Below are 14,437 nucleotides of genomic sequence, written 5' to 3'. Positions count from 1 at the left end.
CTTGGCCGTGTAAGCTTTCGCGCCACGCTATTCCATTCCCCCATGGCCCCAGGCGGCCCACTGTACGAGCGACCTACATGCAAGCAAAGGCCCGCGAGGTTCATGTACCACCGGTGTTGCAGGATCTGCGCGCCGGCACGGCCGAACTGCACATTGCTCTGGAAAAACGCCTTCCTTTCTTCACCGACACCCTTGATCTGCAAGCCTTCGAGCGACTGATGCGCGCCTACTACGGCTTCTATCAGCCACTGGAAAGTGCATTGCAGGACAGCGGCGAGATCCCTGCCGATTTCGATCTGGTTTCGCGCCTCAAGACGCCGACCCTGCAACGCGATCTGCAAGCGTTGGGCGCGAACGGCGGAGAGTTTTCGCTCTGCCGCCAGTTGCCCGCCATCGATTCCGCCGCCGCGTGCCTGGGCGTGCTGTACGTGCTGGAAGGCGCGACCCTCGGCGGGCAGATCCTGCGTCGGGAGATCGCCGCGCGACTGGGCCTGGGCGCGGACAACGGCGCAGCGTTTCTGGACATCTACGGCGCTGCCACCGGTCGGCGCTGGCGCGACTTCATCGAATACCTGGGCAGTCGCTCGATGGACGCCGTCGAGCGTGAAGCCGTTGTGACGGCCGCCCACACCACATTTAGCTGTTTCGAGCGCTGGCTCGAAAGCCAGGAGGTTCTGGTATGACCCCGCAAGACAAAGAAGCCTTTGAAGAGTTGCTGGCCAATTGCGCCGACGAGCCGATCCGCTTTCCCGGCGCGATCCAGCCTCACGGGTTGCTGCTGACCCTGAGCGAGCCGGACCTTTCGATCATTCAGATCAGCGCCAACGTCGAGACTTTGCTGGCGCGCCCGGCACAAGAACTGATTGGCCAGCCACTGCAAAGCCTGATCGGCGATGCCCATGCCGCGCAGGTTCGCGAAGCCTTGCAGCAACCGGCCTTGTCCGACGCGCCGCCGCTGCACTTTCGCCTTAATGGCACGGCGTTCGAAGGCTTGTTGCACCGGCATCAGGACGTGCTGATTCTGGAGCTGGAAATCCACGTCGAAAACTTCCAGCCGCGCAACGTCGCCGGCACCGAAACCCACCTGGGGCGGATGCTCGCGCGCCTGCAAAAGGCCCAGAGCCTGCAAGCGCTGTACGACATCAGCGTCAAGGAAATCCAGGCCATGACCGGTTACGACCGGGTGCTGATCTATCGCTTCGAGGAGGAGGGGCACGGTCAGGTCATCGCCGAAGCGTCCGATCCGTCGATGGAAGTCTTCAACGGATTATTCTTTCCCGCGTCCGACATCCCCGAGCAGGCCCGCGAGCTGTACCGCACCAACTGGCTGCGGATCATTCCGAACGCCGACTACCAACCGGTGCCGCTGCTGCCCAAGTTGCGCCCGGACACCCAGACCCCGCTGGACCTGAGCTTCGCCACACTGCGCAGCGTGTCGCCGATCCACTGCCAGTACATGAAGAACATGGGCGTGCTGTCCTCGATGAGCATTTCCCTGCTCAAGGGCGACCGGCTCTGGGGCCTGATCAGTTGCGGCAACCGTCAGCCGCTGCACGTACCCCATGAGTTGCGCACGGCCTGCCAGACCATCGGCCAGGTGCTGTCGCTACAGATCAGCGCGATGGAAGCGCTGGAAGTCAGCCGTCAGCGCGAAGAAAAGGTTGATGCGCTGGCGTTGCTCAATCAAGCGATGATCGATTCGCCGCAGAACGTCTTCGATGGCCTGGCCAACCAGCCACAAGTCCTGATGGCGCTGGCCAATGCCGGCGGTATTGCGATCATCGAAGACAAGCAATTGCACCGTTACGGCAACTGCCCGGAGCCGGAAGCGATTCGTGCGCTGCACAAGTGGCTGCAGGAGCGCGGCGAGCCGGTGTTTGCCAGTCATCACCTGGCCAGCGTCTATCCGCCGGCCGCGCAGTATCAGCAGGTCGCCAGCGGTGTGCTCGCCATGAGCCTGCCCAAGCCGGTGGACAACGGGGTGCTGTGGTTCCGCCCGGAAGTCAAAGAGAACATCAGCTGGAGCGGTGACCCGCGCAAGCCGCTGGACCTGGAAAACTCCGACGCGGGCCTGCGTCTGCGACCGCGTACTTCGTTCGAAATCTGGAAGGTCGAGATGGCCGGGATTTCCACCAAGTGGAGCCACGGCGATCTGTTCGCTGCCAACGACCTGCGTCGCTCGGCGCTGGAAAATGATCTGGCCCGTCAGGTGCGCCGCGAGCAGGAAGCGGTGCGCGCCCGTGATGAGCTTGTCGCTGTGGTTTCCCACGATCTGCGCAACCCGATGACCGTGATCTCGATGCTGTGCGGCATGATGCAGAAGGCTTTCAGCTCAGACGGGCCGCACACTTCGCGACGCATATCGACCGCCATCGACACCATGCAACAAGCCGCCGGGCGCATGAACACGTTGCTGGAAGACTTGCTCGACACCTCGAAAATCGACGCCGGGCGCTACACCATCGCGCCGCAGAAACTCGACGTTGCGCAGATGTTCGAAGAAGCCCAATCACTGCTCGCGCCACTGGCGCTGGACAAGGACATCAGCATTTCGTTCGAGGCCGATCCCGATCTGAGCATCCATGCCGATCCTGAGCGACTGTTTCAGGTGCTGTCGAATCTGGTCGGCAACGCGATCAAGTTCACCCCGCGCCTGGGCACGGTCGATGTGTTTGCCAAATCGGTCGGCGACGACATCGTCTTTACGGTGCGCGACAGCGGCGAAGGCATTCCCAAGGATCACTTGCCGCACGTGTTCGACCGTTACTGGACGGTGAAGGAAGGCAACCCGACCGGCACCGGGCTGGGCCTGTACATCACGCAGGGCATCGTCGAGGCCCATGGCGGGCGGATTGTTGCCGAGAGCGAGCCGGGGCAGGGCAGCGAATTCCGCTTCACCGTGCCACGTCTGGACTGAGTACCGGCTCGCGTCGGGTGGCCTGCAACAGGGCCACCCATTCGGCGGCGAATCGATGGCAATCGCCGGGCCAGCGCGCCGTCAGCAATCGGCCGTCGCGCACCACAAATCCCGCGTGGGGTGACTGCGCGCAGTCTCGCTTGGCGATGAGTGGGCCGCGTATGAAATCGGCCTTGCTGGCCAGTGCGGTTTTCACTTCTGCCTCGACGGTCTGCTTGTAGGTGCGGTAGTAGCGCCCCAGCCAGAACGAGGTCATCAGCCACGCCGGCAGCTCCATGGTTGCCGCGAGCAACGCGGTGACCTTGCGCCCGAACAACACCGAGCGCCCGGTTTCGGGGTCGAGCGTCCGGGCCAGCAGCAACACGCCATGACACACCGCTGCCACGGGTTTTTCAGCCTTGAAAAATTGCAGGGCGATCTGCTGGGCGTGCTTGGATTCCAGCAGCGTGCGCATCCCCTTGGCATGACCGCCGGGAATCAATAAACCGTCGAACCGGGTCGTGTCGACATCGGCATACGCCAGCGGCTGGCGAAACGCTTCGGATTCGATCATCTGCGTATAACTGTCGAGGTCGGCCTTGCGCGTCATCAGCATCGAACTCAGCAGACCGAACCCGATGTCCACCAGTCGCGGGTCGGCGTGGGCGGGCAAGCCTTGCGGCGTGGCAAAACGCACCTCGATGCCCGCGTTGCGCAATGCCTGCCAGGGCACGCTGCTTTCGGTGGGGTCGTAATCGGCGGCGGGCAGCAGAATCAGAATCATCGAGGGCAGACTTCCAGTCGAGAGTGGTCGCAGAGCTACAGCGTAGTGGGTCTACGGACGCGGGGGTAATTTCGTTCAATACCGCTGAGTCGTGTGCTGGCTACTGTGGGCGCCTTGTTCCTCGATCTGAAGCAGGTGTGCGATGAGTCTGATTGTGTCGATGGCGGCGTTTGCCCTGGTCGCGTCCATTACCCCGGGGCCGGTGAATATCGTGGCGTTGAGTTCGGGTGCGCAGTTCGGTTTTCGTGCCAGCCAACGGCATGTGGCGGGGGCGACGCTGGGGTTTGTGTTGTTGCTGGTGTTGATGGGGCTGGGATTGCATGAAGTGCTTACGCTGTGGCCGTCGCTGACCCGCGTGGTGCAACTGGCCGGGGTGGCGTTTCTGTTGTTCATGGCCTGGAAACTGGCCACCGATAACGGTCAGTTGAATACGGGAGAATCGGGCAGGGCGCCGTCGATGCTCTACGGCGCGGTGATGCAATGGCTCAATCCCAAGGCGTGGCTGGCCTGCGTGGCGGGGATGGGCGCGTTTGTCGCTGATGGCGAGGCGCGGCTGGTGTGGCAGTTTGCAGCGGTGTATCTGGTGATCTGTTATCTGTCGGTGGGTTGCTGGGTGTATGCCGGGACGTTTCTGCGCGGCTATCTGGGCAACCCGGCGGGGATGCGTTTGTTCAACCGGGTGATGGCTTTGCTGCTGGCGGTGAGTGCGGGGTATCTGTTGCTGCCGTAAGCGTGGCAGGCGCTGGGTTTAAAGGTGTTTAAGGATGCGTCCGGCAAGCCACAACACCTTGCGCCATTGCCTACGCATCCGCCAGAATCCGCCGGCTTGTGGGCCTTGGGGCCGGGTTTTATCGTGTGTCGGTCGCTGACGAATCAGCGACCGGACTTGACCGTCCGACTCAATCAAGGCGCCAGCGTGCCGTTTTCGTTCAGCTTTCATGGCTGTTCGTTTTATGGCGGTTGTGCGCGGGATACCTTCGGGTATGCCGGGTTCCTTGATTCCCGGTCGGTCAACCCGCGTACAGCTGCCACCTGTTTCGATTGACCGCGAACGGTTGCAGCTCCGCCTATCAAGGAGCTTCACCATGATCAAACCAACGCCAAACCCGCCTGAAACCGACCCGACCTCGCCCTACGAAACCCTCGACTCCAAGAAATTCCACGAAGCCGCCGACCGCGCCCTCGATCATTACCTCAATCCGTTCCACCCCAGAAAACCGCTGCTCAAACCCAACACCCGCTACCTCATCGCCCCCGGCATCGCGAACGAAGAACTACTGGCCGACGCCTGCGAAACCCTGACCTCGGCCAAAACCATGGCCAGCGATTTTGCCGGGATGATCGAGGCGCCGCAGCGGCATGTGCTGTTGGGCATCGGGCAGCTGATCATGCTGGCGGAACTGGCGGTGAACCGGGTGCTGGATAATCTGGAGGTGACGGCGGATTCGGCAGTTTGATCCGCTAAAAAAAGAACGGCCTGCGGGCCGTTTTTCCATGTAGAAAACGGGTGTGAATCAATCATGACCACTCGTCGCTACTGTCAGAGTTGACAGTAGCGACGCTCCGACCGTTTGGCGCTGGATGGTGTATTCCCGCTGCAACTTGCAGTGATTGCCGCTGAATCAGCGAAGGAGCGTTGTCCATGAGTACCTTGATTCCCAAGTTCACCTATTGCACGACGCTGGGTGGAACCCCCATTCAGAATCCCGGTAATGCACCTGCTGCCGGGGTCCGGATCGGTGCAAAAGACGGCCCGTCTCTCGGGCCTTATGTGATCACCGACAATGGTGTGCCCGTGAGTACGGGTAAAACGTATGACTTCTACGGCGTGTTCGATGATCAGATTCTCAATCTGGCTCCCGGGCCGCACAATCTCGAGTTGCGGGAAAACCCGAGCTTGCCGGCGACGGACGTGTGGAGGCTGACAGTAGCCTCGACCGGTGGGCCACTGGGGCCTATCGCGCTAAGCCCTGTAGTGACCGGTCTGACCATTAGTGCGGATGGTACGAAGGTTTACGTCACCGGCGCAGGAATGGTTCAGGTCATCGATACCGCCACTTCGACCCTGACCAACCTGATCCCCATTAAAGAGCAAACTGTCTCGTGGGAAATAGCGCTCAATCAAGACGCGACCCGTGCATTCACGTGCAGTGGGAATAATGCGTTGTTGGTCATTGATACCGCCAGTTCAACGGTACTGCGCAGCATTCCCGCTGCCGGGCATCCCATCGGTGTGGTGCTGAGTAAAGACGGCTATCGTGCTTATGTCTCTACCTGGCAAACCAACACGGTGGTGGTTGTTGATCTGCTTAACCTGGTGCCCATCAAGGTCATTCCGGTGGGCCCGTATCCAAGGGGCATCGACATTTCTCCTGACGGCAGGTGGGTTTACGTTGCCAACTTCGGCAACGGCCCTGGCTGGTCCATTTCGGTCATTGATACGCTGACATTGTCGGTTGTCAGGACCGTGCCCATGCCCGTGGCTGCTTATGGGGTTGCGGTCAGCCCGGACGGCAATAGCATCTATGTCTGTGGTGGCAACAATAACGGTGAAGGGTTTGTTGTGCAGTTCAGTACCCAGACATGGACGCAAGTCAGGGCGATTCGAGTCATTGGTGGTCCTAGAGGGATTGTGCTGAACCATGCAGGCACCCAAGCGTATTGCTGCGACAGTGCGACCAATACGGTTAGCGTTATCGACACGGCGTCAGGGCAGGTCGTCGCGACGATTCCTGTAGGACAGGGGCCGTTGGAAATTGCGATCAGCGCGGATGATTCACGAGCCTTCGTTACGTGTGTCTATGACAACACGGTGTGGGTCATCTCGCTGCTACCAGGACCATCGGGATTCAGCGTATTCACCGCACAGCAGCTGGCTGCTGCGAGTGTGAGCGCCGCATCACGGCCGCCGATTCCCGGGGATGCCTACTGATCGGGCAAGAAAAAACGGCCTTCGGGCCGTTTTTGCTTTCACCCCCGATACTGCCCCGGCGTCGCCGCCAGATGCTGTTTGAACGCTCGCTGAAAATGCGCCTGGTCAGCAAACCCGGCCTCCAGCGCCACATCCGCAATCAATTGCCCGCGTCGCAAACACTCGCGAGCGAACTGGATGCGCTGGTTAACCAAAAACGCATGGGGTGTCATGCCGAAGTGCAGTTTGAAGGCGCGAATCAGGTACGACGGTGACAGCTCGGCAGCGACGCAGATGTCGTCGAGGCTGAGCAGGTCGGTGCAGTGCTGGCGGATGAAGTCGGCGGCGCGTTCGAGTTTGAAGTTCGGTTCGCGAAGCGGTGGTTCAATCGGGTTCAGGCGCAGTTGCAGGTCGCTGAAGAACTCCACCGCTGCGCTTTGTTTGCGCAGCACGTCTTGCTGCTCGTCGACCAATATCGCGTACAGCGCATTCAAGTCGCGAAACAGGCGAGCATCATTCAAGTGGGTATCGGAAAATCGCCGAAACTCAAGTTCCGCGCAGAAGCCCAACTGATGCTGCAAATCCGTCAGCCACGGCGTTTCCACATACAACATCAAGTACGACCACGGCTGATCGTCGATCGGATTACACGCGTGCACGTCCCCCGGGTTCATCAGCACCACGGTGCCGGCCGCCACTTCGAACGATGACTGCTCATGCACATAGGTGCTGCGCCCGGCGGTGATCGCGCCGATGGAAAAATGCGCGTGGGAGTGCCGTGAGTAGCAGACCTCACGCCCATCGGCGATGGCCCGCGCTTCGATGAAGGGCAGGGCGTCGTCGCGCCAGAAGCGCGGGGCTTGTTCGGGGTTCTTGGCGGCAGCGTGTTTCATCGTTGGAGTTCTCGGCAGGCCAGTGCCCGAGTGTATTAGCTCTGGCCGGCGAAGGCTCGTTCGAGTTCGGCGATGTCGAGTTTTTTCATCCCGAACATGGCTTGCATCGCCCGTTGGGCCTTGGTCTGGTCGGCGTCGGTCATCATGTGCATGAAGGCCACCGGCACGATCTGCCACGACACGCCGAACTTGTCCTTGAGCCAGCCGCACTGTTGGGCTTCCACTGGGCCGCCGGCAGACAGGTTGCCCCAGAAGTGGTCGACCTCTTCCTGGGTCTGGCAATTGACTTGAAACGACACCGCTTCATTGAATTTGAACACCGGCCCGCCATTGAGCCCGGTGAAGGTGTGGCCGTCGAGTTCGAAACTGACGGTCATCACCGAGCCTTCCGGGCGGCCGTGGAATTCCTGGCCGACCTTGCTGTAGTGGGTGAGGGCGGTGATTTTCGAATGATCGAAGATCGAGCAGTAGAACTTGGCCGCCGCCTCGGCCTGATCGTCGAACCACAGGCACGGGGTCAGCTTCTGAAAGCGTTGCATGGCAGTCATCCTCGGCAGGTTAGACACGCTGGATTAATAGCGTAGTCAGTCCGAAGCGGGTCGTAGGCGCCATAGATCGACAAGTGCGCCCAAAAACGTTTGTCGTTAGACTTGCCGCCCCGATTTTGCCGCAAGGACGCTCTGCATCATGGTTGCCTCTCGTACATGGGTTTTTTTCTGCCTGTTTGCCGCCGCGTCGGCCAGTGCCGAACCGTTGAGCTGTCAGCTCTCGGATCCGGCAAACAGGTACAGCGTCGATGTGACCATCGAGCATCCACCGACGCAGAACTTCGAGCCGGTGGCGGCGCAAGTCATCCTGCGCGACAAGTCCAATGGCGAAGTGTTGCAACGAATCGACACGGCAGATGCCGTCGACCTGGTTCCGCCCAACGATTCAGCCAAGGCCTTGCGATGCGACGAGCAACGTCTGGTGGTGTTTGGCGACTTCAATTTCGATGGACACCAGGATCTGGCGATCCGCAACGGTAACGACGGTGGCTACGGCGCGGCGTCCTACGACGTCTATCTGTTTGATCCCTCGAGCCCGGTGCTGGTGCCGAACAAGGCATTGTCGGCGCTGACTCGCGAACCGTATCTGGGATTGTTCGAAGTCGATGCCGCCGCTCGCCGGCTGGTCACTCACGCGAAAAGCGGTTGCTGCTGGCGCCAGAGCCGTACCTGGCAGGTGCAGAGCAATTCGCCGGTCAAGGTGACCGAAACCATCGAGGTGGCACAGCGGCCGTCCGAAGGCAGCCCGCTGATGCCGGCGGGTTACACCGACGTCACGCAGCGGGAATTGAAGGACGGCAAATGGCTGGAGCAGCGTCGCCTTGAAGGGCCAGTAGGTGAAGCGCCGGTGATGCTGCGGGGCAAGCTTGACGGCAAGATCGCATTCGAGCTGTGGTGGCAGATGCTGGGTGGCGTCTACATTGGCGAGGTTCGTTACACGAAAACGGGAAATGGCCAACCGATCCGGCTGGTGGGCGAGACCTACGATGACGGAGCCGTGTTGCTGCATGAGCTGGATGCCCAGGGCCGTGTCACCGGCGACTGGTACGTGGCAGGTGAGCCTGATGAGCACGGCTTTCAGGGCGGAACATGGCACGACGGCGACAAGTCTCTGATCTTCGAAGCGCGACCGACGGCGTTCCGGGTTGCACCGCAAAAGTTTCAGACGCCCGCGGGCGAACAGCGTGAAGGACGTTACGTGATGATGGCGTCGGATGAGCGATCGGCGTGGCTGACGATCAAAATCGTGCCGGCCACCGAGAAGGGCGCGGGTGAGCAGGCGTTGATCCAGATGGCCGTGACGCAACCGGGCAAACCACCCCGTCAGGAGAACCGGCAGTGGCCGTTGCAGGCGGGCAATCTGGTGATTGGTCAGGATCAGATCGCCGAGCCGCTCTATCGTTTGCGACTGCTCGACGGAGCGGTGCAAGTGGAGGGTGCCGGTGAGTTCTCTGATTTCAGAGGGGCTTATGCAAAGCAACCCTGAAGGCGATTGTTGTCTTTATGACAAATATTGAAGTCAATATGACTCTTTTATGGTCGAGTCATATTGACTTCTTATGGATTATCTAGCTGATTTATAACGATAAAAAAGCTGGCACAAGAGTTGATATATCAATCGTACAAACTGATCCGCTCAGGAGTACGAAACATGTTCACTGTCTTCGAGAATCCGCTGAACGTTCTGCACCTGTCGAGCAAAGTGCTCGTTGCCGGCCTGGTCATGTTGCTGGCCGGAATCTACAGCGCTTATCTGTATCAGGGCCCTATGCCAATTGCGTTGCTGGTGGGGATGCATGCCATGACCATCGTCGGCCCGACGCTGATCAAGATTGGCTATGTGATGCGCCTGCTGTCGCAGTATCGGTTGGGCCGGTCCCCAGCCCTGGCGGTGGCCTGAGATGCGCAGACTCGCGGCGGCGCCAGTGTTCAGCCTGGGCTTTCGGCCGCTGTTTCTGGCCGGGGCCGGATTCGCCGCTCTGGCGGTGCTGATCTGGGGTCTGTGGCTTTACGGCCACTGGTTCGATCTGCAACCGGCAAGCGGCATGCTCGCCTGGCATCGGCATGAGATGCCGTTCGGTTTCGCGGCCGCAATCGTTGCCGGGTTTCTGCTGACGGCGGTGCCCAACTGGACCGGGACTCCCGGCGTGCGCGGCGGGGCGTTGATCGCTTTGGTGTCGGTCTGGCTGCTCGGGCGAGTGGCCTGGTGGCTGCCGTTGCCGACAGGGATGATCCTTGCGCTGCAATGGGGGTTTCTGCCGCTGCAGGCGGTGATGCTGGCGCGGGATCTGATCGCCGCGCGCAAACGCGACAACTACCCGATTGTGCTGGTGCTCGCGCTGATGGCGGGTTGTCAGGCACTGACCTTGATTGGCCTGTTCAACGATGACACCGGTTTGCAGCGCCAAGGCGTGCTGGGCGCGTTGTGGCTGATTGCGGCGCTGATGACTGTGATCGGCGGACGGGTGATTCCGTTCTTCATCCAGCGAGGCCTGAACCGTCCGCCGGCGCCGGCCGCCCATCCGTTGCCCACGCGGTTGCTGTTGATTGGCAGTCTGCTGACGGCGATCACGTTTGCGGCGGGTCTTAACGATGTGCCCCGGCCGTGGCTGGCAGCACTGTTTGCGCTCACCGGCAGTTTGCAAATACTGCGGCTGATCCGCTGGCATGATCGCGGGATCTGGCGCGTGCCGCTGCTCTGGTCGTTGTACCTGGCTTACGGCTGGATGGCATTGGCAACCTGGGCCATGGCGGCGTGGCATCTGGGGCTGCTTGGCCAGCAAAGCCTGGCGACCCATGCACTGGCGGTCGGCGGCGTGGGCGGGTTGATTCTGGCGATGATTGCGCGGGTCAGCCTCGGTCACACTGGCCGGTTGTTGCAGCCACCGAAAGCCGTGGTGCTGGGTTTTGCGCTGGTGCTGATCGCGGCGGGTTGTCGGGTGTTGCTGGTGCCGTTTTCGAGTCTTGGCCTCGGCTTGTCTGTGGTGCTCTGGTGTGCGGCTTTTATTCTGTTCTTACGGCATTACACCGGGATTCTGCTCAAGCCAAGGCTGTAGCGTTTCATCCGCGGCGCTCGGCTATCATCAACAACGACTGTGGCACAGGGCTTTGCGGATGTTGTGGCTCGCGCAGACTGCTCAACTGAAATCCGGCCATGTCCAGCGCATTCAGCCAACTGGACAAGGTGCGGAAATACCACGGCATCGGTCGCCATTGGCCCTTGAATCCATCGAAGGTTTCCTCCCGCCAGCCATCCTGATAATCACCCGCTGCCACCGACCACGGATGCAGCGTCTGGATCACCAGCGCACCGCCGGGCACGAGCAGGGTGTTCATGGCGGCGAGCAGCGGGATGATGTCCTGATGCAGCAGGGAAAAGTTGGCGCAGATCAGGTCGTAGTCGCGGCCGATGTCGACTTTCGTTTCTACCAAATCTTCATAGCTGGCGACCTGTACCGGTGAAGATCCTGCCGCTTGCGCAGCCTCGATCAGCGTCGCATCACCGTCCACGCCGACCGCTTCAATCCCGCGCTCCACCAGCGCCCGCAACAGCCAGCCTTCGCCGCATCCCAGATCGAGCACGCGCTCGGGTTGGCGCCCCATGATTGCCAGCAGAATGGCCTGATCGGTGACCTGCCGACGGCTCTCGATAGCGCCGCTGCGTACGGCTTCGGTCCAGGCCCGGGCGTTGTGGTGCCAGCTCTGGAGGAGGGTGGATTCAGGCGTGGACATGGCGAACTCCGAGGATGCGGGTGCAGGCAAGGATAGGTCAGGTGTAGTCGGCCAGACGAATCCGGTTGCGACCGCCACGCTTGGATTCGTAGAGCGCGCTGTCGCCCTGTTCGATCAGTGCCGTGAGGCTGGCCGGCGGCTGATCGAACACCTTGGCGCCGATGCTCAGGGTGACCGCTTCCGGGGTGACGTAGGTCTGCGAAGTCATCTGCTGAAACTGCTCACGCAACGCACTGCCCAGCACCATGATCTGTTCGTGGGACGCATCGCCCAGCAGCATCACGAATTCGTCACCGCCCAGCCTTGCCGCCAGTGCGCCTTTGGGCAGCGCCGCGCGGATCATTTCGCTGAGGGCGATGAGCAGCCGATCGCCGGCGGCATGGCCGTACAGGTCGTTGATCAGTTTGAAGTTGTCGATGTCGATCAGCAGCAGGGCGCCGGGGCGGGCGCTGGAGACCTGATCGAGCAGGCGCGGCGCGCGGACTTCGAGGGCGCGGCGGTTGTACAGCGCGGTCAGCGGATCCCGGGCGGCCAGTTCGGCGATCTGCTTTTCCCGGCGGTAGCGCTCGGTGCCGGTCATCGACAGCGCGATCAGCATGATCGCCATCGCGCCTTCGACCAGAGAAATCTGAATGATCTCGCCGCGCAGCGACGCCAGATCGATCAGCGTGCCCGGAATCACCGCGATGATCGCCTTGGTGAAATAGAACGCGCCGTGGATCAGCAGTACATAGCGCAGTTGCACCGCACCGATGCTCAACGACTTGCCGTGAGGGCGCAGCAACAGGCTGGCCCGCAGCATCAACAGCGCAATCAGCAGCGAGTTGGCCATCAGCATGATCTTCGACCACGACGGATCTTCCGGTAACAGAAGCAACGACAGCCAGAGCAGGAACATCAAGTACCAGGCCCGCGACAACTGTCGCTGAGTAAACCGTGCAACGCCCAACAGAAACAGCCAGTGCGCAACCACCAGCAGGCCGTTGGCGAACCAGATGCCGATCAGCGGATAGCCGTTGGCGCGCAGCAGGGCCAGGCTCGAACCGACGGTGATGGTGGCGAAACCGGCGCTCCAGAACAGCAGGGAAGGTTCGCGGATGCTGCGCCATTCGACCGCCAGATACAGGGCGGCCGCCGCGGCCAGGGCGGTGGAAATGGTGAGCATCGTGAGGGGATCGAGCGCCATGAACGAACGGGTCTGCCTGGATAGTGGTATTGGGCCACGATTGTAAGCGTTCGCCCATTGGGCTGCTATTTTCACTCACCGGTTATTCCATTTTCAGGCGAGGTGTTCCATGGACCGGTTTACTGGCGGTTGTCTGTGCGGCGAGGTGCGGATCGAGGCGTCGGGGCGACCTTACCGTGTCGGGATTTGTCACTGCCTCGATTGCCGTAAGCACCATGGGGCGCTGTTTCATGCATCGGCGATCTTTCCCGAGGATGCGGTGGCGATCAGCGGCGAAACCCGGGACTATGCCGGGCGACATTTCTGCCCGCGCTGCGGGTCGTCGGTGTTCGGCCGCAGCGGCGATGAAGTCGAGGTGAATCTGGGCGCGCTGGATGCGCCCGATCAATTGCAGCCGACTTACGAACTCTGGACGGTGCGTCGCGAGTCGTGGCTGCCGGCGTTTCCATTGGCCAGACACTATGTGGGTAATCGCGAGGCAACGGGGAGAACCGAAGAGTAGCCGGGGGCAGGTATCGCACCTGACCCCGGCCAATAAAATCAGCCGCGAATAAAGGCCAGCAGATCCGCGTTGATCGTTGGCGCTTCTGTGGTCGGCATCCCGTGAGGGAAGCCCGGATAAATCTTCAGCGTGCTGTTCTTCAGCAATTTCGCTGACAGCACACCGGCGTTTTCATAGGGCACGATCTGGTCGTCATCGCCGTGCATCACCAGCACCGGGATCGAGATGCTTTTCAGGTCGGCGGTGAAGTCGGTCTGCGAGAAAGCAACGATCCCGTCGTAGTGCGCCTTGGCGCCGCCCATCATCCCTTGGCGCCACCAGTTCAGGACTACGGCCTCCGAAGGCTTGGCCCCGGGCCGGTTGTAGCCATAGAACGGGCCGGCCGGCACATCGTGATAGAACTGCGAACGATTGGCCGCCAATTGGGCCTGAAGATCGTCGAACACCGACTTTGGCAGGCCGCCCGGATTACTTTCGGTTTTCACCATCAGCGGCGGCACCGCGCTGATGATTGCGGCTTTGGAGACCCGATCCTCGCCATGCCGTGCGATGTAATGAATCACTTCGCCGCCACCGGTGGAGTGGCCGACATGCACGGCTTTCTGCGTCCCCAGATGATTGACCACCGCCGCCACATCGTCGGCGTAGTGATCCATGTCGTGACCGTCCCAGACCTGGCTCGAACGACCGTGACCTCGTCGGTCATGGGCCACGACCCGGAAGCCCTGGGCGAGGAAGAACAGCATCTGCGCATCCCAGTCGTCCGCGCTGAGCGGCCAGCCGTGGTGGAAGTGGATCACCTGGGCGTCTTTCGGGCCCCAGTCCTTGTAGAAGATCTCGACGCCGTCTTTCGTTGTGACATAGCCCATGTTCGCTACTCCTGAAGAATGCGGAACGGAAACGTGAAGGGGTGAAGACAAGCGTTATGAACTCTAGGATTGAAGTGCACTTTAAGGTCAAGCAAGTTCCGAACGGTCATCGCTGG

15 protein-coding genes are annotated in these 14,437 nt (G+C 61.0%); 9 read left to right on the top strand and 6 right to left on the bottom strand.

Translation table 11 applies throughout. The features are described 5' to 3' along the window. The first annotated feature begins 77 nt into the window (after positions 1-77). Positions 78-683 (top strand): biliverdin-producing heme oxygenase, encoded by a 606-nt coding sequence (locus AC1RR7_RS15750; RefSeq protein ID WP_493066120.1) that lies wholly within the window; start codon positions 78-80, stop codon positions 681-683. Beyond that, positions 680-2,917: an ATP-binding protein gene (locus AC1RR7_RS15745; RefSeq protein ID WP_493157951.1), complete on the top strand. Its 2,238-nt coding sequence runs from the start codon at positions 680-682 to the stop codon at positions 2,915-2,917. Before AC1RR7_RS15750 ends, AC1RR7_RS15745 begins: the two co-directional genes overlap by 4 nt. On the opposite strand, the gene AC1RR7_RS15740 is transcribed toward AC1RR7_RS15745, so the two are convergent. Further along, entirely contained in the window at positions 2,895-3,680 is a 786-nt protein-coding gene (locus tag AC1RR7_RS15740; RefSeq protein ID WP_493157950.1) for a type 1 glutamine amidotransferase domain-containing protein, read from the bottom strand. The two genes, AC1RR7_RS15745 and AC1RR7_RS15740, sit on opposite strands and share 23 nt — an antisense overlap. Before the next feature lie 142 nt (positions 3,681-3,822). On the opposite strand from AC1RR7_RS15740, the gene AC1RR7_RS15735 reads away from it, so the two are divergent. The 3 genes from AC1RR7_RS15735 (at position 3,823) to AC1RR7_RS15725 (ending at position 6,612) form a co-directional block, all read left to right on the top strand. Next, entirely contained in the window at positions 3,823-4,410 is a 588-nt protein-coding gene (locus AC1RR7_RS15735; protein WP_096820512.1) for a LysE family translocator, read from the top strand. A 355-nt stretch (positions 4,411-4,765) separates the two neighbouring features. Further along, complete coding sequence (locus AC1RR7_RS15730; protein WP_493157949.1) at positions 4,766-5,137, top strand: DUF6124 family protein; 372 nt, start codon at positions 4,766-4,768, stop codon at positions 5,135-5,137. 185 nt (positions 5,138-5,322) lie between these two features. Then, positions 5,323-6,612: a YncE family protein gene (locus tag AC1RR7_RS15725; RefSeq protein ID WP_493157948.1), complete on the top strand. Its 1,290-nt coding sequence runs from the start codon at positions 5,323-5,325 to the stop codon at positions 6,610-6,612. 38 nt (positions 6,613-6,650) lie between these two features. Here AC1RR7_RS15725 and AC1RR7_RS15720 read toward each other — a convergent pair whose 3' ends face one another. Further along, positions 6,651-7,484 (bottom strand): AraC family ligand binding domain-containing protein, encoded by an 834-nt coding sequence (locus AC1RR7_RS15720; RefSeq protein WP_493157947.1) that lies wholly within the window; start codon positions 7,482-7,484, stop codon positions 6,651-6,653. A 35-nt stretch (positions 7,485-7,519) separates the two neighbouring features. After that, the gene (locus AC1RR7_RS15715; protein WP_493157946.1) at positions 7,520-8,023 is read right to left on the bottom strand and encodes a VOC family protein; all 504 of its coding nucleotides are present in this window, start codon (positions 8,021-8,023) and stop codon (positions 7,520-7,522) included. Positions 8,024-8,171: 148 nt separating this feature from the next. On the opposite strand from AC1RR7_RS15715, the gene AC1RR7_RS15710 reads away from it, so the two are divergent. The 3 genes from AC1RR7_RS15710 to AC1RR7_RS15700 all read left to right on the top strand — a co-directional run bounded on the left by AC1RR7_RS15710 (position 8,172) and on the right by AC1RR7_RS15700 (position 11,088). Then, positions 8,172-9,518: an FG-GAP repeat protein gene (locus tag AC1RR7_RS15710; RefSeq protein ID WP_493157945.1), complete on the top strand. Its 1,347-nt coding sequence runs from the start codon at positions 8,172-8,174 to the stop codon at positions 9,516-9,518. A 165-nt stretch (positions 9,519-9,683) separates the two neighbouring features. Further along, entirely contained in the window at positions 9,684-9,932 is a 249-nt protein-coding gene (locus AC1RR7_RS15705) for a transmembrane sensor/regulator PpyR (RefSeq protein WP_493157944.1), read from the top strand. A gap of 1 nt (position 9,933) precedes the next feature. Then, entirely contained in the window at positions 9,934-11,088 is a 1,155-nt protein-coding gene (locus AC1RR7_RS15700; protein ID WP_493157943.1) for an NnrS family protein, read from the top strand. 4 nt (positions 11,089-11,092) lie between these two features. Here AC1RR7_RS15700 and AC1RR7_RS15695 read toward each other — a convergent pair whose 3' ends face one another. Together AC1RR7_RS15695 and AC1RR7_RS15690 are read right to left on the bottom strand one after the other, a co-directional pair. Then, a complete protein-coding gene (locus tag AC1RR7_RS15695) occupies positions 11,093-11,764 on the bottom strand; it encodes a class I SAM-dependent methyltransferase (RefSeq protein ID WP_493157942.1) in 672 nt (223 codons plus the stop codon). 37 nt (positions 11,765-11,801) lie between these two features. After that, positions 11,802-12,950 (bottom strand): GGDEF domain-containing protein, encoded by a 1,149-nt coding sequence (locus tag AC1RR7_RS15690; protein WP_493157941.1) that lies wholly within the window; start codon positions 12,948-12,950, stop codon positions 11,802-11,804. 109 nt (positions 12,951-13,059) lie between these two features. On the opposite strand from AC1RR7_RS15690, the gene AC1RR7_RS15685 reads away from it, so the two are divergent. Beyond that, positions 13,060-13,452: a GFA family protein gene (locus tag AC1RR7_RS15685; RefSeq protein ID WP_192560457.1), complete on the top strand. Its 393-nt coding sequence runs from the start codon at positions 13,060-13,062 to the stop codon at positions 13,450-13,452. A 38-nt stretch (positions 13,453-13,490) separates the two neighbouring features. Here AC1RR7_RS15685 and AC1RR7_RS15680 read toward each other — a convergent pair whose 3' ends face one another. Next, entirely contained in the window at positions 13,491-14,321 is an 831-nt protein-coding gene (locus AC1RR7_RS15680; protein ID WP_493157940.1) for an alpha/beta fold hydrolase, read from the bottom strand. Between the last annotated feature and the right edge of the window lie 116 nt (positions 14,322-14,437).

It is taken from the genome of Pseudomonas sp. GW821-FHT11G12, assembly GCF_058808055.1.
The sequence above is the reverse complement of the archived record's forward strand: the minus strand, read 5'-3'. Positions and strand labels throughout refer to the sequence as shown.

Excerpts from the sequence above, each read along its gene's own strand:
- AC1RR7_RS15750 (WP_493066120.1), top strand. The coding sequence starts at position 78 with ATGCAAGCAAAGGCCCGCGAGGTTCATGTACCACCGGTGTTGCAGGAT.
- AC1RR7_RS15745 (WP_493157951.1), top strand. The coding sequence starts at position 680 with ATGACCCCGCAAGACAAAGAAGCCTTTGAAGAGTTGCTGGCCAATTGC.
- AC1RR7_RS15740 (WP_493157950.1), bottom strand. The coding sequence starts at position 3,680 with ATGATTCTGATTCTGCTGCCCGCCGCCGATTACGACCCCACCGAAAGC.
- AC1RR7_RS15735 (WP_096820512.1), top strand. The coding sequence starts at position 3,823 with ATGAGTCTGATTGTGTCGATGGCGGCGTTTGCCCTGGTCGCGTCCATT.
- AC1RR7_RS15730 (WP_493157949.1), top strand. The coding sequence starts at position 4,766 with ATGATCAAACCAACGCCAAACCCGCCTGAAACCGACCCGACCTCGCCC.
- AC1RR7_RS15725 (WP_493157948.1), top strand. The coding sequence starts at position 5,323 with ATGAGTACCTTGATTCCCAAGTTCACCTATTGCACGACGCTGGGTGGA.
- AC1RR7_RS15720 (WP_493157947.1), bottom strand. The coding sequence starts at position 7,484 with ATGAAACACGCTGCCGCCAAGAACCCCGAACAAGCCCCGCGCTTCTGG.
- AC1RR7_RS15715 (WP_493157946.1), bottom strand. The coding sequence starts at position 8,023 with ATGCAACGCTTTCAGAAGCTGACCCCGTGCCTGTGGTTCGACGATCAG.
- AC1RR7_RS15710 (WP_493157945.1), top strand. The coding sequence starts at position 8,172 with ATGGTTGCCTCTCGTACATGGGTTTTTTTCTGCCTGTTTGCCGCCGCG.
- AC1RR7_RS15705 (WP_493157944.1), top strand. The coding sequence starts at position 9,684 with ATGTTCACTGTCTTCGAGAATCCGCTGAACGTTCTGCACCTGTCGAGC.
- AC1RR7_RS15700 (WP_493157943.1), top strand. The coding sequence starts at position 9,934 with ATGCGCAGACTCGCGGCGGCGCCAGTGTTCAGCCTGGGCTTTCGGCCG.
- AC1RR7_RS15695 (WP_493157942.1), bottom strand. The coding sequence starts at position 11,764 with ATGTCCACGCCTGAATCCACCCTCCTCCAGAGCTGGCACCACAACGCC.
- AC1RR7_RS15690 (WP_493157941.1), bottom strand. The coding sequence starts at position 12,950 with ATGGCGCTCGATCCCCTCACGATGCTCACCATTTCCACCGCCCTGGCC.
- AC1RR7_RS15685 (WP_192560457.1), top strand. The coding sequence starts at position 13,060 with ATGGACCGGTTTACTGGCGGTTGTCTGTGCGGCGAGGTGCGGATCGAG.
- AC1RR7_RS15680 (WP_493157940.1), bottom strand. The coding sequence starts at position 14,321 with ATGGGCTATGTCACAACGAAAGACGGCGTCGAGATCTTCTACAAGGAC.